The following is a 17629-nucleotide window of genomic DNA, read 5'->3' as shown; positions in this document are numbered from 1 at the left end:
TGAATTCCGTATTTGCAAATTTGTGCGACATTCAAGAACCGTTCCTGTGCCGCACCTGTGTCGCACCAAAAATTTGTTGCAAGCCTCAAGAGAATACCCGTATAATATACGAAAACACGTAACGGGGTGATCCGGGGGATGAGCGAAGAGCGAATGGCGCGGATGGAAGCCATGATTGGCGACTTGATCCGCATCGTGGGTAACACTAACAGCTTAGTGGAGGAAATTAAGGAAGATGTGGACGGCTTAAAGGTTGAAGTTAGAAGCCTTCGCGAAGATGTGGACGAGTTAAAGGTTGAAGTTAGAAGCCTTCGCGAAGATGTGGACGAGTTAAAGGTTGAAGTTAGAAGCCTTCGCGAAGATGTGGACGGCTTGAAGGTTGAAGTTAGAAGCCTTCGCGAAGACGTGAACGAGTTGAAGGTCAAAGTGGCTGATCAGGGTAAAGACATTGAAATAATTAAAGCGGCTATGGCGACTAAAGATGATATTGCCCAACTTAACGAGCGGTTCGACTACCTGTCGGAACGGCTATTGCGCCAGGAAGAAGACACATATCGCCTAAAACGCCTGGTCGGAATCAAGTAACATGGAAAAAGGGGGACAGGCAAAAAGGGGACTGGCACTTTTTTCGTATTGTGAAAAAAGAGCCAGTCCCCTTTTTGCCGAATCGGAGCCAATCCCCTTTTACGGTTCTTGTCCCCTTTTTCCCTTTCGGGCTTGTCCCAAAGTAGGCTCAAAGGTAGTTTAAGTCCGACCCCTTTTGGCAATAATAGGTAATAATTGCTTGAATTCCATCATATATTGCTTGTAAGACGAAGCGGACAGGCAGGCCAAAAGGGTGATTGCGCGTGCGAAAAATTTTTATCATAACCTTGATACTGGTGCTGCTGCTGGCGCTGGGGGTACCCTGGGTGGTGCAGAAGATACTGCAGCCGCAGGTGCGTCAAGAGGGCACCATTGTGCGCCTGTACCGGCATGAAACGGATAAAGTGGAACTGGTTTCCCTGGAAGACTACGTCACCGGAGTGGTGGCCGCCGAAATGCCCGCGGAATTCCCGGCCGAGGCGTTAAAAGCCCAGGCGGTGGCGGCCCGTACCTACGTGGTCAAACGCATGGTGGCCGGCGGCGTGGTCAACAACTGTCATCCCGGTGCCGATACCTGCGACGACCCCAGCCATGCGCAGGCCTGGTTGTCCAGGGAGGAAATGAAAAAACGCTGGGGTACGGTCAATTATTACCGCTACTACTATAAAATCCGGATGGCCGTGGACGATACGGCGGGAGAAATCATAACATATAACGGACAGCCCATAGACCCTGTATTTCACGCATCCTGCGGCGGGAAAACGGAAAACTCCGAAGATGTGTGGAAGTTTAAAGTGCCCTATCTGCGCAGCGTGGCCTGCCCGTATGACGCCGACCCCGAACCGGTGCGCCAGGTGGCTGTGTCCTTGAGCCGGGTAGAAAAGGCCCTGGGTGTGGATCTGCAGGCTGTGCCGGCATCCACGGGCCGGGGCAAAATACTGCAGGTGCTGGAAAGCACCTCCACCGGGCGGCCCAAAACGCTGCTGGTGGGTGATCGCCGCATGTCGGCCTCGGAAATCCGCCAAAAGCTGGGCCTGCGCTCCACAAACTTCACATGGCAAATGACCGGCGATAAAATCACCTTTAAAACGGTAGGTTACGGCCACGGGGTGGGCATGTGCCAATACGGCGCCCGGGGACTGGCCGAATACGGTTACGATTACCGGCGCATATTGAAACACTATTACACGGGTGTGCAAATCCACCAAACGGTGCCGGGTGTTGAAAGATAAATTTGTTGAAAGGTTGAATATCGAGTCTGTTGTAAGTTCCGGCTCCTTATTATTTCATAAGTAATAGGACAGGCACCGGTAAAAGGGGACTGGCTCCGATTCGTTTTATGAATCGGTGCCTATCCCTCTTTTACCGGTGCCTGTCCCCTTTTTGCTTTTTTATGCAAAAAAACAACTGCATAAAAAAAATTTACAGGCTCACAATACTTATAAGCTGGTTATCAAATTTCAACATTTCAACACCCGGCACCAACAAGGGAGGGAATAGCATGTGGCCCTTTGATAAAAGATTAAGGGATCAAGACGCGCTGGAAAAATACCGCCGCTGGCTGAAACGCTGGTTACTGGGGGCTGTCGCAAAAGCAGCCCCTAAAATTTTGTAAAAAATATTTGAATACTAGTACTAAAAATGATACTATAACTTTAGCTGTAGCTAATGAGCAAATTAGAGAAACTATATATCAAAATAAAGAATAATCCCGGCTCAGTTAAATTTCAAGAAATAGAAAAACTGTTGCTTAGAGCCGGTTTTTCAATCCGCCAGCCTCGTGGTGGATCTTCACATTATACTTTTACGAAAGGTGGCAAAAGAATCACAATACCCCGAAAGCAACCATATGTTTTGGAAACCTATATTAAAAAAGTCATAGAATTATTGGAGGTTGAAGAGATTTAAGAGGTGCAAGTTATGAAAAAAGGGTTAAGTTATTATCTCAATCTGCTTTACAATATACAACTACATCCCAGTCCAGATGGAGGGTATGCAGTAAGTATTCCTGAACTTCCCGGATGTATATCACAGGGAATGACTATAGAAGAAGCGTTAAGTAATATAGAAGATGCAAAAAAGTGTTGGATAGAATCAGCACTTGAAGACGGAGTGGAAATACCTGAGCCAACAAAAGACACTGATTACTCGGGTAAATTAGTGGTTAGAATGCCCAAATCGCTGCATAGTGCCTTAGCGCGGCGGGCTAAAGAGGAAAACGTAAGCCTGAATCAGTTTATCAATTACCAGTTGGCGCGAGGGATTGGGTTTAAGAAATAAACGGTCTTTAACCATTACCACGGGGTTAAAGACCGTTCTGTTTTTCGCTAGCAGCAAATCCTATTACCGGTGTTCCGGCATTTCACCGGCGGGGAGCAATTGGCCGCATCCGTCCTCAAACCCCTGCCGGCGCCTGCGTTTGAAGTATAAAACCGCCGCACACACCGGCACCAGCGCGCAGGCGATGGTGACCATGTACAGCAATTGCGTGGTTACGTCCCCAAAACCTGCACCCTTCATAGCGACGGCCCGCAGTGCGTCCAGGTAATGGGTCAACGGCAGCATGTATGCCAGCGCCCGGACGGGCGGGGGGATTACCAGCATGGGCCAGGTAAAACCCGATATCAAAAAAGCCGGTGCAGCGACCACCATGGCCACCTGAATGGCCTTATCCAGGCTGCTGGACAACAGCGCCGCCAGCACCCCGAGTTCGACGGTGCCCAGGCAAAAGGCCGCCGTCAGCAACAAAAGCAGGGGCCGGTCGCCGCCCAGGGGCACCTGGAACAGCAGGTGCGCCACAGTAAGACAGGAAAGCAGCACCGGCGTGCCAATCAGGAAGTAGGGCAAAATTTTGGCCGCTATCACTGTACCGGCATTCCCCTCAGCCATACGCCGCCGGCGGTACAACGCTATAGCCGCCGCAATTAACAATGCCTGCTGCATACCCATCACGATCAGGCCGGGCAGCAAAAACTTGAGGTAATTATATGTGGGATTATACCATACGCGGGACCGGAAACTTACCGCCGATACAATATCTTCGGCCCGGTCCCCCGATATCCCCAAGCCCTCCAGGGATTTCAGTTCAATGCCGGCGGATATGGTGCCGATCACCTCTGCTGCCCCAGTGGCAATGGTGTTACTGATGATCATGTTGGAACCGTCGGAAACTATCAATACCTCGGTGCCCTGCCCGGTTTTAATGTCCCGGGCGAAATCCGGGGGGATCACAATGGCTGCGGCCGCCCGCCCCCGCCGGAAATATTCGTCAACTTCAGCACGGGTGAAGACGTGTCCTGTAACGGCAAATTTCTCGGATTGGTCAAAAGCGGTCACTGTTTCGCGGCTCAGGGGCGAGTTGTCCCGGTCCAGCACCACGGTGGGTATTTCCGTTACCTTGTGGTTGATGTACAGGTAACCGAAAAAAAGCGTCACCACCAGCGGTAATCCGAACAGCAACGCCAGCGTGCGCCGGTCCCGAAAGATACAGGCAATTTCATTGAGAAAAACTTGCCACATTACGCATCACCGGCCTTAAAGGTTACGTAACCCGTCATGCCCGGCAGCAGCTGCGTGTCACCGCTGTCAACCTTGATTTTCACCTCGAAGGAAACAATATCCTTTTCTCCCTGCTCATCGGTGGAACGCCGGGTGGCGAAACTGGGGGCTTTTTGAACCCGGGCCACCTCGCCGCTAAAACGCCGGTCGGGGAAAGCCGGGAAGGTTATCGCGGCCGGCGTTCCCGCGGCGATGCCGCCGATTTCATCTTCGGGCACATATACCGTCAGCCACATTTTAGTCATATCGGTAACCGTAAACATGGCATAGCCGGGCGAAACCAGGTCCCCCGCGTCGACCGTGCGCATGGTGACTGCACCGTTCAAGGGCGAAGCAACGGTGGCCTTGTCCAGGTAGGCTTCCGCTTCCTTTACGGCCGCCTCCGCTTCCTTTACCAGTCCCCGGGCGGCGGCAATATCTTCTTGCCTGGTGCCGGACCGGTAAAGCGCCAGGTTCTGCTGCGCCGCTTTATAGTCAGCCTCCGCCGCGGCCAGAGAAGTCCCGGCTTCAATAAACTTTTGTTCCGCCACGGCCCCGGCCTCGTAAAGCGCCTTGATCTTATCGTATGTATCCCGGGCCAGGTCCAGCGCCGCCTCGGCCTTGTCTGCTCGGGCTTGTGCCGCGGCAATTTCCTCTTCCCTGGCACCGGCCAGCGCCTTTTCCAGGGCTGACCGGGCCTGCAGCAGCTTGGCCTCGGCCTGGAGCTTGCGGGCCCGTATTTCAGCGGCGTCTATTTCAGCCAGCAATTGCCCCTTTTTAACCTGCCGGCCCTCTTCCACCGACACCTTGAGCACCTGCCCCGGAATTTGCGCCCGCACGTCCACTTCGGTGGCTTCTATGGTGCCGCTGTGCTCCCGCCGGGTTTGCACGGTATCTTTCCACCCGCCGGCCATGAAGGTAAAAGCCAGCAAAAAAGTAACGGTTAAAGTAAATACCAGCAAATATTTTTTGTTGGTCATATAATACATGCCACCTCCTTATTGAACTGACCAGTCAGTGTAATTGTACTCTCAAAAACTGCACTTGAAAAGAGGGTTCGTGCAATAAATTAGATATAATAGAAAAAAACACAAATCCGGGCAATCAGATAAAACAGTAAAAAATTACTGAAGAACCATTGATTACGGCCCTGTTTGCCTGAATATGTCCCTTGACCCGGGGGGGTAAAAACGTATACAGTCAGGGGAAAATATATACCGACCAGTCAGTGTAAAGTGGGTGAAGAAATGATGACCGTCAGTTCGCTGTTCAAGGATACCGAAAAATTTAAAAACATCATTGAAATATTTGCCGTTAAGGGATACCACCCGGCCACCATGGATGAAATCGCCCGGGCCACGGGCGTGGCCAAGGGCACGCTTTACTACCACTATAAGAACAAGGAAGATCTATACTACAGCGTTATCGAGTACGGCGTGCATATCCTGGAACGGTCTGTCAGGCAGGCCCTGCAAAACCAAACCGACCCCGCGCTCAAGTTAAAAGAATTGATCCGGGAAGTGTTAAACTTTTTTGACCTGTACTCAAACATTGCCTTTATTTTTTTACGCGAGCTTTACGGCAACAACATTCGCCGGGATGTTTTAAGCGGCCTGGTGCAGAGAATAATTCAAATTATCGGGGAAATTCTGGCCGAGGGTAAAGAGCAGGGCATTTTTACGGTAAAGGACGTGGATACCTGTGCCACGGCCGTATTCGGCGCGGTTTCCGCCACCGCCATCCGCTCCATCAACAAGCACGGTCGGGTCCGTTCCGTACAGGTACAGAGCCACATTGAAAACCTGGTTTTCAACGGCCTTCTGGCTGAGTAAAGGTTGGGTTCAAATTGAAAAAAGCGGCTGTCAAAGCACCGGCCAGACCTTCTTCTGGCTAAGTAAAGGTTGGTTCAAATACCGGATGTCCTTGCAAAAAGTGCACCGTAAAAGAGGGACAGCAAAAAAGGGGACTGGCACCATTTTCGCTTTTTGAAAATGGTGCCTGTCCCCTTTTTTGCCTTTTGGGGGCCCGTGCCTCCTCCGTAAAAGGGGACTGGCACCGATTCATAGAACGAATCGGAGCCAGTCCCCTTTTACGGTGCCTATCCCCTTTTCCCCCCCTTTTTGTCCCGCACCTGCCCTATTTTACCAGCCGGCCTTTTGTAATCTTGTTACATGGGAAAAAAGCATTTCTACCTGTCCCCTGCATATAATGTTACAAATGCCCGGGGAGGTAAAGCAATGCAGGAGTACATCCAAAAGCGGGTGCTCGAAATTTGCACCTATATCCTGGAAACCCAGGCCACCGTCCGCCAGGCCGCGCAGGTATTTGGTGTCAGTAAAAGCACCGTACATAAAGACATGACGGAAAGGCTGCCTTCATTGAATAAAGAACTGGCCCAACAAGTAAAAAAAGTGCTGGACTATAATAAAGCGGAACGGCACCTGCGGGGCGGGGAAGCCACCAGAAATAAATACCGCCGCCAGGAACAATAAAATTTAGTAGAACCTGGAGGAATTTGTCCCCGAAAGTAGAAAAATATACCGAATACAAATAACCTGTCCAATATCTGGCATAAATTAACTTTTTCCAATTGCCGAAGACCGACGACTAACGACCGACCACCAAAACGGACAGGCACCCGTCCGGAAAGAAAGGGGACAAGTTATGAGCACCGATATCGGTATCGACCTGGGCACAGCCAATGTTATAGTATTTGTTAAAGGCAAGGGCATCGTGTTAAGAGAGCCATCGGTAGTGGCCATAGATAAAACCTCGGGCAAGGTAATTGCGGTGGGAGCAAAGGCGCGGCGGATGCTGGGGCGCACCCCGGGCAATATTGTGGCCATCCGCCCGCTGCGTAACGGCGTCATCGCCGATTACGACGTTACGGAAAAAATGTTGCGTTATTTCATTGAAAAGGCTAACGGCCGAAAGTTTCTTTTCAAGCCGCGGGTTATGGTCTGCATCCCCTCGGGGGTTACCGGGGTGGAGGAAAGGGCAGTGAAACAGGCCGCTATCCAGGCCGGCGCGCGGCAGGCCCATGTTATTGAAGAACCGCTGGCCGCCGCACTGGGCGCAGGACTGGACATCTCCGAGCCCGGCGGTACCATGGTGGTCGACATCGGCGGCGGCACAACCGACGTGGCCGTGCTTTCCCTGGGCGGTATCGTGATCAGCCGGTCCCTGCGACTGGGTGGCGACAAATTCGATGAGGCCATCGTCAAGTACATCCGCCGGGAATTCAACCTGGCCATCGGTGAGCGCACAGGTGAAGAAATTAAAATGGAAATCGCCAATGCCTGCCCCAACGGCAGCGCGCCAATGGGAATGCAGGTGCGGGGCCGGGACCTGGTGGACGGGCTACCCAAGCAAATAACTGTTACCAGTCACCACGTTTACGAAGCTATCAGGGAAAACCTGACTTTGGTGGTGGACACCGTCAAGGAAGTGCTGGAGGAAACCCCCCCGGAACTGGCCGCAGATATAGTGGACAAGGGCATCGTGCTCACGGGCGGCGGGGCGTTGCTGCACGGGTTGGACAAGCTGCTGGCTGGCGAAACCGGTCTCAACGTGTTCCTGGCCGAAGACCCCCTCTCCTGCGTGGCCATGGGCACCGGCCGTGCCCTCACCATGCTCAACGTGCTCAACGCGCAAGCCAAGCGCCGCATGATCCGCAAGGCCCTGCGCCACAAAATAACCGCCGGGTAAAAGGGGACTGGCAAAAAAGGGGACAGGCTACTTTTTTGGCTTTTAAAAAAGTTGCCTGTCCCCTTTTTTGCCGCAAAACCAATCGGAGCCAGTCCCCCTTTTTACCCTTCCCATGGGAACCAAATATTCTTCCCAAACGTCAATAACCACAAAACAAAAATAATCATTAATAGTTAATATTGTTAACTATTTATTCCCTGAACCAAAAGGAAATCAACTGCCTGCTGTCGAAAAAAATGCTAGACAAAGTCATTAATGGGAAAAAACAGTGCAAGACAGCTCCTGCACATGCGCCAAAAAAAACAACGTATGGCAAGGAGGTTTTCTTTTGGCTGCGGGAAGGAGGTGTGCAACACGATAAACAGCAAGCGTTGGGCACTGGTTTTGACTATAGTTTTGCTTGCGCTGGGCCTGGCGGCCTGGCTGGGCATGAACAGCCCCACCGGGGGCGAAAGCCGGAAAAACGACAAAGCCGGAAACCCGAACGACTCCGGCGCGGCGCAGGATGAACAAAACCTGGCGGTTTACGCCCTGGAACTGCAAAGGCCCCCCAGCAGCGCGGAAAAAGCGAAGCTGGCCGAACAGGTGGACTGGATGGGGGGGCTTAACGGTGAAACCCTGCTGGTGCGGGCCGGGAAACAACAAAAACAGGCGCTGGTGGATTTACCTTATGTAAAAAGCCTCACCGAATACCGGCCCGAGCAAAAGCTGCCCGCAGAACTGCAAACCGGGCGGGCTGAACTGGAAAAACAGAGCAGTACGGGCGGAAAGACAGCCGAACCGGTGGTGCTGACGATCACCCTGGCGGGGGACGGCGACAAGCCCGCGGTGATACAGCTGGTGAAACGCCTGGGCGGCCGGGTGCTGGAAGGCGCCGCCGGGGAAGGGCGCTACCTGCGGGTGGAATTGCCCGGCGCGGCGGTAAACGAACTGGCCGGTTCCCCCCGGGTGCTGTACGTGGAAGAATACACCCGGCCCGAGCTTTTAAATGACCGGGCCAGGGATATTGTGGGCGCCAGGCCGCTGGCCATCCCCGGCTTTGTCACAGTGGACGGGCTGAACGGCGCGGGCCAGACCATCGCCCTGGCGGACAGCGGGCTGGACACCGGCTCCCCCGGCAACCTGCACCCGGACCTGGAAAGCCCGCCGGGCAGGAAACCCCGGGTGATCATGATCAAATCTTGGGCCGGGGTGGAAACGCCGGCGGACACCGTCGGCCACGGTACTCACATGGCCGGAACCCTGGTGGGGAGCGGTAAGGCGTCGGACGGCAAGTACGCCGGCCTGGCCCCGGGGGCCAGCCTGTATTTCCAGGGCATCGTGGACAAGGATGATAATCCCGCCCCGCCCCTGGACCTGCGGGAACTGTTCGAGCCGGCCTACAACGCCGATGCCCGCATCCACGTTAACGGCTGGGGCAAAAAGCAAAATACATACGACTCAGCGGCCTCCCAAATAGATGCCTTTGTGCGCGAACACCCCGATTTTCTGGCCATATTCGGGGCGGGCAATTCCGGGCCCCGGGGAGGCACCCTAACCGCCGAGGCCAACAGTAAAAACGCCCTGGTGGTGGGGGCCTCGCTCAGTCCCCGCCCAGCCTTTGAAAACGATACCGGCAGTACGGAAGAGATAGCCGCATTCTCGAGCCGGGGGCCGGCCCAGGACGGGCGCATCAAGCCCGAGCTGGTGGCCCCCGGCACATCCATAATATCCACCGCCTCCCGGCTGCTGGGGGGAGACCTCCCGGGGCGGCCGGAATACACCGTCATGCAGGGCACCAGCATGGCCACGGCGGTGACCGGCGGGGCGGCGGCATTGCTGCGCCAGTACATGACGGAAAACACGGGTTTTGAGGAACCTTCGGCGGCCCTGTTGAAAGCCGCCTTGATCAACGGGGCCGGGCGACTGGACGCGGAGCCCGAAGCGGCCGGTTTCGGCCTGCTGGATATTGGCAGCACAATCCTGGCCCTGGAAAACCGGTTGTTTGATCTGGTGGACGAACCCAAGGGCCTGGCCACCGGCGAAAGTTTTACAGTAAAAAAGAACGTTGAACACAGCGGCGCGCCCTTCAAAGCCACCCTGGCCTGGTCGGACCCGGCGGCTGCGCCGGGCGCGGCCCCGGCCCTGGTAAACAACCTGGACCTGGAAGTGATCGCCCCGGATGGCGCCAAGTATTTCGGCAACGACTTTGCCCGCCGGGGGGAGCGGGACGTTCTTAACAATGTGGAGCAGGTGTACATACCCGATCCGCAGCCCGGCACCTATACAATAGTGGTACACGGCCGGTCCGTACCGGAGGACGCCTCCCCGGAGAGGGGCTTGACCCAGGACTTTGCCCTGGTCTTCGGCCAGATGCCGGCCCGAAAGCCGGTGCAAAGCAGCAGTGACGGCAAAATTACCCTGGCCGGGGGGGAGCGCCCGGCCCTGCCGCCGGATACCCTGCTGGCCGTGGATGACCGGCTGCTGCCCGCCGGCGACCTGCCCCCGGCGGGGGCTGAACTTTACCTGGTGGGACCGCCCGGCCAACCCCGGCGGGCTTATGCGGTGGGCCGAACCTGGCGGGCCGGCGGCGTCAAATCGCTGGCGGAGGGCGAAAGTATGGTGCTGGTACGTATGAACCGGGATTACCGGGAGGGCGGTTACGCCATTGAGGGCAGCATTGAAAACGCTCTGACCATCAACGGGAAACCGGTTGACAACGGGCAGGCAATCCCCCCGGGGGCCGATGTGACAGCCAACATTAATCCGCATACCCAGACCATCTGGCAGGCTAATTTGGCCAGCGTGGAAATAAAAGGAATACTTACCAATATTGATATGACCAACCGGCAACTGAAACTGCTGGATCACCAGTTGGTTTATAATCTGGCCGAAGAAGCCTCCGTTTCCTTTTCCGACATCCTGTTGGACGGTGACCCGGCCGACCTGCCCTTTGGCGCCTCCACAGACGCAGGCCTGGAAAAACTGCTGCCCGGCATGCCCGTGCACATTATACTGGGCTCGGACGGAAAAATATATCACCTGGCGGTGAAGCGGGATATGGTGGTGGGGCAGGTAACCGGTGTGGAAACCGGCACTGATACGATTACCCTCTCATCCGGCGGCAGATACCATGTCATGGCCGGGATAAAGATTGTCAGGGACCGCCGGCCTGTCGAGATGGGCAATATCCGGGCGGGGGATTTGGTTATGTTAAACCTGATTCCCAACTCCACCGAAGCGTTGGGTATTACGGTTTATTCCGATGCAAGCTACGGGCGCGTGATTTTTGCGGAGAAGGATACTTTTTACATGATGGATAGCCGTAAAGGTTTTCGGTACTTGAGTTTCAGCCCCCAAACGCAGGTATTCAGGTGGGGAATGGCCGCCGGCACATCCATCTTAAGCCCGGGACAGTGGGTGCGGGTCATTTCGGACCCCGTTTCCGGTGAGGTATGGCGGGTGGATATCGCCGAGGCTGCCGGTAAAGTGAAAGGTGTTTTGGAATCCTACAGCCCGGGCCAGGGGATAAAACTGTCTGACGGAAGCACATACCGGCTCAGTTCTGTCGCTGTGGTCACCAAAAACGGGTTGCCCGTCAGGTTTCGGGATCTGGTGCCGGGAGAGCCGGTCACAGTGTCCGCCCTGTACGGGCCCGGCGGCGAGCAAATTGTAGCTGCGCTGGAGGCCGAAACCCGTGACGGAGTGGAACCGCCCCTTTTGGAGATCAGGTCCACTATACCCTTCGAGGACTTCTCCCTGGTTACCGGCAAAACCGGCGCATCCCGCCTGTATGCCCGGCTCCCGGGGGGCGACGGACAGGCGGTGGAACTTACGGACAACGGGGAGTTTTACTATCCCGTCAGTGTGGGTGAGGCCGAGGCAATACAATTGGTGGCGGTAGACGGCGCAACGGGCGGGGTTGCCTCCTTGCAGCTCAGTTTACCCCGCCGGCAAAAGGGTTTTTCCGACATTGACGGCCACTGGGCGGAAACCGACATCCGGCACCTGGTATCCCGGGGCATGCTCAGCGGGTACCCGGACGGCACATTCCGGCCCGACAGCGCCGTTACCCGGGTGGAATTCACCGTAATGCTGGCCAGGCTGCTGGGCACCGGCGGCGCACCCGCCAACCTGCCATATAAGGACGCGGATACCATCCCGCACTGGGCTGAAAACGCCGTGGCCCTGGCTTACGGCAGGGGCCTGGCCGTGGGGTATGACGATAACACCTTCCGTCCCCTGGAGCGCATAACCCGGGAAGAGGCCGCGGCGCTGCTGGTGCGGGCCTGGGGCCTGCTCAGGGGCTTGCCGGAAGAACCCCCGGAAAAACCGGACTATAAAGATTGGCAAATCGTTGCCGCCTGGGCGCGGGAAGACGTGAGCAAATCCCACGCCCTCGGGTTGCTGTCAGGCAGACCCGGCAACCTGTTCGCCCCCGGTGCATACATCACCCGGGCCGAAACCGCCGCCGCCCTCAACCGCCTGCTCGACCTCCTAACCCAAAAAACCAGCTAAAAAAGGGGACAGGCTACTTTTTCGCTTTTTGAAAAAGTTGCCTGTCCCCTTTTATTTAGCCTTTTTATTTTAACCCCGTTCACGGTATAACACTACTGCCCGTAAGTCCATAATATGATATAATTTGAACCAAGAAGAACCACTTTTTAGGAGGCTAGTATATGGTTAGCAAGCGTTTCACTGCTGCTATCGCCAAAGAAGGCGAATGGTATGTAGCCCGAAGTCTTGAAGTAGAGGTAACTTCCCAGGGGAAAACAGTAGAAGAAGCCTTAACTAATCTAAAAGAAGCATTAGAACTATATTTTGAAGATGAGGAAATCCCGGAAAACATCCAAGCTCCTATTATTGCACCGCTTGAGGTCAATTTTTCCAATGGCTAAACTACCGGTATTATCGGGTGCCCAGGTTATTCAACTGTTATCTCATTTAGGTTTTATTAAAGCAGCTCAGAAAGGTAGCCATGTAAAACTAAGAGGTATACGTAACGGAAAGAAAAGAATCGTTATCGTACCATTTCATAAAGAATTGGCCCCTGGAACTTTGACTTCAATCCTGCGACAGGCTGATTTGAGTATTGAAGAACTTATTAATAAGAAATAGTTGCTCAAAAAAGGTAACAGCTAAATAAAAAGGGACAGGCTACTTTTTCGTATTTTGAAAAAGTTGCCTGTCCCTTTTTTTAGCCTTTTCCTTTGGTGCCAGGTGTTGAAAGTTGAAAATCGCAGATTTTCAACTTTCAACACCTGGCACCATCTTACACCCTAACCCTCCAACCACAAAATAATCGTATCCGTATCGGCTTCCCTGTCCCAACTCCGGAGCTGCGCTTCAATGCCAGCCATCTTCACCTGCAACTGCTCTCTTTCAACCGCGCTTGCCCCCTGTAGCTGTGCCTTTAAGGAGAGGTACTGCTCCACCTTTTCATTGTAGCGGGCATTAATGTCTTCCCGCTGGGTATCGGCGGTTACCACCTGTCCCAGGGTTTTGAGACCGGCCATCAACTTGCCGGACAGGCTGCTGCTGACGGTTATCTTCAATGTTTCCCGGCTGCCCGTGGGAGCATTTTCCGTGCCCAGCACTTCATAAGCGGCACCGGTTTCGTTGATAAGAGCCAGCGCTTGCCCGTGGGCCGCATCCAAATCGCCGACATTTATCTTCAGCAGGGTGCGTTCAACAACCCGGTCCTTCTCAATGTTCAGCAGCGCGTACTGCCCCGCGTTAACTGCCGCATCGGGCGTACTGCCGCCCGCTCCGTCCGGCGCGGCGGGCTGTGCTGTGCCGTTCCCGGAGGGAGTATGCTGTGTGCTTTCAGAGTTGCCGCCCGTGCCACGAGCGTTATTACCGTCAGGGCCCGGAGCTGCGCCTTGCTCAGTACCGCCGCTGCCTGACTGTTCCACCGGACTGCCGGCTTCACCGCTCTGCTGCGGGCCGGTATTCGGTATATTAATGTCGCCGGGCTGTTCGACAGGGGGTTTGATGACCTGTCTCGGGTTATTGTCGGCCACCCGCGTAACGATGTTGCCTCCCCAGTTCATGTATGCGCCGGCGGAACCCACCGCCACCAGCAGAAAGGTAGCTGCCACGGCCACGCTGCGCTTCCACCGGTCAAACAGGCTGTGCCGGGCGGTACTGCCGTGCTGCTTGGGCAATTGGGCCATCACCCCGGCGGCAAACCCGGGCGGAGCCTTGATGTCCTCCATACCTCCCCGGAGAGTGGCGCCCAGTTCCCGCCAGAAATCGGCTTCCGCCCGGCAGTCCCGGCAGGCGGCGACGTGATCTTTTACGGTCATTGATTGGACATGCTCAAGCTCACCGTCCAACCATTCCGGTATTAATTTTTTAACTTGGCTGCAATTCACTTTTTTCCACCTCCCCGGTGCCCATTATAATAAGGAAGGTTTCTTCCGTTGTTCGCGGCAATCCGGACGATTTGTTTTTTAAGCGCCTGGCGCGCCCGGTTGATCCTGGACTTTACGGTGCCCAGGGTGCAGTCCAACATTTGTGCGATTTCATCGTACGAATAGCCCTGCATCTCCCTCAATACCAGCACCGCCCTGTGTTCCTCGGACAATTCCCATAGGGCCTCCCGCACCATATTGCTGAATTCCTTCTTTTCGTAGGCCTCCTCGGGGCTGTCTCCGTTCGAGGCCACCAGGCGGGGCATCTCGCCCTCATCTGTTTGCACCGGGTTGTCGAGGGAAACATCGGGTTTTTTCCTGCGCTTTTCGTTAATGGAAAGGTTCACCGCTATCCGGTGCAGCCAGGTGCCGAAATCCGCCTCGTTGCGGAAACCCGGCAGGGCCCGGTAAGCTCTTATGAACACGTTCTGCGCCAGATCCTGCGCGTCGGCATAATTGCCGGTGAGTTGGTAACTTAAGGCGTAAATCCTGTCCTGGTACATGGTCACCAGTTGTTCAAAGGCCCCGGTGTCGCCTTTTTGGGACCTTTTTACCAGGAACTTTACGTTGTCCAAAGGGACGATCCCCCTCGGGCCTGTAAGCTTTCGGACACTTTTTAGACACCTATGTATATGGAAAAGTTCCGAAGCCGGCCAAAAATTTTCAACAAAAACAATAGATAAGATAGTTAATCTCATAAATAATTTACTGCATATCGTATAATATAGCAAAGGTTGCTGCTGCCTGCTCGTCCTGATATTTCTTCGCGCATCTGCTTCAAACCATCCTAAAGGCGCTGGTTTCATCTTTGTTTATAAAGCCACAGGCGGTGAGCGGCACATGTTTGCGCCTGCATATATTAATCTTCCATGTAATTATACTGTGGAAGAATGGCAGAAAAAAAGTTTTTAATAATTTTTTCCCTCACCTGGAACTTTTGGCGTAACCCGCGTGTCTAAAAAAACGGGTGCAAACAAAGATGCCAAAATGACCAAACAAATGCAAATAATAAAATGAAAAGAAAAAATCCAGCCGGGTGGAACTTTTGGCTGAAACCATGTGTCTAAAGAAACGAGCGACAGGCCAAAGACATGGCAAACGAAGAAATACATAACACCCTTGCACGATTCATGCAGCGGAGATATAATAATCCATGTCAGTCAGTTAGATAGCCTGTTCACAAAGTGAGCAAGCGGCCGGGCCGCTTCTCTATAGCAACAAGTTAATAAATTAACTGATACCTGTTCAAGGGGGGATGTGAAACTAAAGTAAGGTTTCATACTTAACCAGGCCGAAAGGCCAAAATATTTATTTCAAGGAGGGAAATTAGTTTTGCGTAAGTTACGTAACAAGAGATTTTCATTATTGATGGCTCTCGTATTTGCGTTCACCATGGTGTTCCCGTTTGCGGGAATCGCGGGGGCGGCTACAGGGTTTGATACTTTGGCAGCACCCACCGTGGATGACAATGGTGCTTATGAGCTGGGGCGTTTTGAAGCAGTATTTGCCCCTGGACAATTACAGCCTGGTGACAGTGTAACATTCCGTCTGCCGAATGATTTTAAGTTTCTAAAAGCCAATGCTACCCAGGAAAGTGATGAAATGGTAGCCGGTGACTGGACAGTTTCTGGAAACGTATATGGCCAGAAGCCTGGTAACTACTTTGAATTCCCTGGTAGCTATCTTGGCGAAGTTAACGCTTTAAAAGCTACTGATGTTACCGTAGAGAAGTTAGACTCTGATGAAATTAAGCTTATTGTTAATAATATAAGCGAATCTGGCAACTATGCTTACTTCACATTCAATCTGGGTTCCATCTGGGTTGACGAAGGATTTGAAGGAGATATTGAGTTGTCAGCTACTGCACCCACTAGCAGTGGATTTTCAAGTGGTAAAATTCTTGTCGGTCGTGTAAGTGGCGGGGAAGTAGACCTTGAAGTAACCAATGCACCTAACTTCAATAATGATACAACATCCGACCCGATCAAGATAAGGATTAAAGAAGACCGTGCCGGCGCAATTGCTGATGGTGAAAGCAGTGCTATCAAGTTTGTCCTGCCGGATGGTTTTGAGTGGACTGGAACTCCCACCTATAAAATCATTTGGGGTGACGATCTCTTTGCCGGCGTAGGCGACGCAGCTGGCGACAATGCAGAAATTAAATTTAATACTGCAAAAGACGAACTGAAAATTGATACAACAAATTACGACGGAACTAACAATGCCACTTTGATCGAATTAACCGCGAACATTGAGTGTGTTGACGAAACTGACGCTGAATATGGCGATGTAGTAGTAAAAGTTAAAGGTGAAAGCACAACATCCGTAAGCGAGCTGGTTGTAGCAAGATATGGTGATTATGATGCAACCATCAGCGCTGGCGATGCTCCGACCATTTACGCTGGTCAATTAGAACAGGAAATCGCTAAGATCAAGATTGAAGAAGCCATTGCTGGCAGTATGATTGCTAACCGTACCCTGCTGCTCACTCTGCCTGAAGGTGCTAAGTGGGCCGTAGTAGATGACGATAACGATCATGGTCTTTATATTGAACCCGTTGGCTTCCCTGGCAGAGACGGCAAAACGGCCAAGTTTAAATTTACTGGTGGCTCTTCATCAGATGCGGCCGAACTGGAACTGAAAGACATGGAAGTAATGGTTGAGCCTGGCTTTGAAGGCGACCTGGTAGTCGAGGTAAGCGGATCTGCTGGTTTGAGCGGCGAATTGACTGTGGCTAAAGTAGTGCCCGCAGTAAAGGTGACCGCTGAGGTAGCAGACGGTTTGGTAATTGGTCGTAGCGCGCAAGCTGCTGGTACCATCACTATTACTGAAGCTGACGCTGGTCTGGTCATCGACGGTAAAGACCTGATTATCGACCTGCCGAGAGGCGTACGGTTTGTTGGTGTGCCTGATGTTCAGGTAACTGAAGGGGACCTGGAAATTGACGATTATGATGTAAAAGACGACACTGATGACGAAGACAACCTGCTCGTAATTTCCATCAAAGACGACAGCAATGAAGCAAGCACCATCGAAATCAGCGGTATTGAGTATGTACTCGACCGCACTGTGCCTGAAGGAGACATCGAAGTAGTAGTCCGTGGCGACGCTATTAACGAAGTAAACGATGACGTAGCGGTTAAGGCTGAATTAGGCACAGCTAATGCTAATGGTTATATAGAAATTGAAACTTATGAAGCCTTCGACATAGAAACCTCTACAAGTGATGATGATTACTACAAAGTATTCCCGAAACAAGACGAAGCAGCAGTAGTAGTCAACGCTAAAGTTGGCACCCCTGCTCCTGAAGAAAAAGCTCTGTCCACCAGCATTACCCTGGGTGACAACGGCAGCTACATTTCTGACGGCCGGATCATGGTCCAGCTGCGTGACGCTGCCAAAGC

General features: G+C 53.3%; 15 protein-coding genes. 11 read left to right on the top strand and 4 right to left on the bottom strand.

Features of this window, described 5'->3' with window-relative positions; translation table 11 throughout:
- Positions 1–138 precede the first annotated feature (138 nt).
- The 4 genes from BM299_RS02415 (at position 139) to BM299_RS02400 (ending at position 2865) form a co-directional block, all read left to right on the top strand.
- A complete protein-coding gene (locus BM299_RS02415; protein ID WP_092481876.1) occupies positions 139–585 on the top strand; it encodes a hypothetical protein in 447 nt (148 codons plus the stop codon).
- Positions 586–848: 263 nt separating this feature from the next.
- Positions 849–1817 (top strand): stage II sporulation protein D, encoded by a 969-nt coding sequence (gene spoIID, locus BM299_RS02410; protein ID WP_092481875.1) that lies wholly within the window; start codon positions 849–851, stop codon positions 1815–1817.
- A gap of 436 nt (positions 1818–2253) precedes the next feature.
- Entirely contained in the window at positions 2254–2493 is a 240-nt protein-coding gene (locus BM299_RS02405; RefSeq protein WP_092481874.1) for a type II toxin-antitoxin system HicA family toxin, read from the top strand.
- Between the two features lie 12 nt (positions 2494–2505).
- Positions 2506–2865 (top strand): type II toxin-antitoxin system HicB family antitoxin, encoded by a 360-nt coding sequence (locus BM299_RS02400; protein ID WP_092481873.1) that lies wholly within the window; start codon positions 2506–2508, stop codon positions 2863–2865.
- A 63-nt stretch (positions 2866–2928) separates the two neighbouring features.
- Here BM299_RS02400 and BM299_RS02395 read toward each other — a convergent pair whose 3' ends face one another.
- Together BM299_RS02395 and BM299_RS02390 are read right to left on the bottom strand one after the other, a co-directional pair.
- On the bottom strand, positions 2929–4104 hold the full coding sequence (locus BM299_RS02395) for an ABC transporter permease (protein WP_092481872.1): 1176 nt from the start codon (positions 4102–4104) through the stop codon (positions 2929–2931).
- Positions 4104–5102, bottom strand: coding sequence for an HlyD family secretion protein (locus BM299_RS02390; protein WP_165608142.1), 999 nt, complete (start codon positions 5100–5102; stop codon positions 4104–4106). Before BM299_RS02390 ends, BM299_RS02395 begins: the two co-directional genes overlap by 1 nt.
- A 267-nt stretch (positions 5103–5369) precedes the next feature.
- On the opposite strand from BM299_RS02390, the gene BM299_RS02385 reads away from it, so the two are divergent.
- From BM299_RS02385 to BM299_RS02360, 6 genes are all read left to right on the top strand, one after another.
- Positions 5370–5954 (top strand): TetR/AcrR family transcriptional regulator, encoded by a 585-nt coding sequence (locus tag BM299_RS02385; RefSeq protein ID WP_092481870.1) that lies wholly within the window; start codon positions 5370–5372, stop codon positions 5952–5954.
- Between the two features lie 405 nt (positions 5955–6359).
- Positions 6360–6614 (top strand): sporulation transcriptional regulator SpoIIID, encoded by a 255-nt coding sequence (gene spoIIID / locus BM299_RS02380; protein WP_092481869.1) that lies wholly within the window; start codon positions 6360–6362, stop codon positions 6612–6614.
- Positions 6615–6786: 172 nt separating this feature from the next.
- On the top strand, positions 6787–7830 hold the full coding sequence (mreB, locus tag BM299_RS02375; RefSeq protein WP_092481868.1) for a rod shape-determining protein: 1044 nt from the start codon (positions 6787–6789) through the stop codon (positions 7828–7830).
- Between the two features lie 345 nt (positions 7831–8175).
- Complete coding sequence (locus BM299_RS02370; RefSeq protein ID WP_165608141.1) at positions 8176–12327, top strand: S8 family serine peptidase; 4152 nt, start codon at positions 8176–8178, stop codon at positions 12325–12327.
- 161 nt (positions 12328–12488) lie between these two features.
- Complete coding sequence (locus BM299_RS02365) at positions 12489–12707, top strand: type II toxin-antitoxin system HicB family antitoxin (protein WP_092481866.1); 219 nt, start codon at positions 12489–12491, stop codon at positions 12705–12707.
- Positions 12700–12927 (top strand): type II toxin-antitoxin system HicA family toxin, encoded by a 228-nt coding sequence (locus tag BM299_RS02360; RefSeq protein ID WP_092481865.1) that lies wholly within the window; start codon positions 12700–12702, stop codon positions 12925–12927. The genes BM299_RS02365 and BM299_RS02360 overlap by 8 nt, the downstream gene beginning before the upstream one ends.
- A 161-nt stretch (positions 12928–13088) precedes the next feature.
- On the opposite strand, the gene BM299_RS02355 is transcribed toward BM299_RS02360, so the two are convergent.
- Together BM299_RS02355 and BM299_RS02350 are read right to left on the bottom strand one after the other, a co-directional pair.
- Positions 13089–14186 (bottom strand): zf-HC2 domain-containing protein, encoded by a 1098-nt coding sequence (locus tag BM299_RS02355; protein ID WP_092481864.1) that lies wholly within the window; start codon positions 14184–14186, stop codon positions 13089–13091.
- Positions 14183–14800 carry a sigma-70 family RNA polymerase sigma factor gene (locus BM299_RS02350; RefSeq protein WP_092481863.1) on the bottom strand — a complete coding sequence of 206 codons (618 nt, stop codon included), beginning with the start codon at positions 14798–14800 and terminating at the stop codon, positions 14183–14185. The genes BM299_RS02355 and BM299_RS02350 overlap by 4 nt, the downstream gene beginning before the upstream one ends.
- A gap of 757 nt (positions 14801–15557) precedes the next feature.
- Here BM299_RS02350 and BM299_RS02345 point away from each other — a divergent pair.
- Positions 15558–17629 (top strand): hypothetical protein (locus BM299_RS02345; RefSeq protein ID WP_092481862.1); only part of this gene is annotated, 2072 nt, incomplete at its 3' end.

It is taken from the genome of Desulfoscipio geothermicus DSM 3669 (assembly GCF_900115975.1).
Classification (GTDB): domain Bacteria; phylum Bacillota; class Desulfotomaculia; order Desulfotomaculales; family Desulfallaceae; genus Desulfoscipio; species Desulfoscipio geothermicus.
The sequence above is the reverse complement of the archived record's forward strand: the minus strand, read 5'-3'. Positions and strand labels throughout refer to the sequence as shown.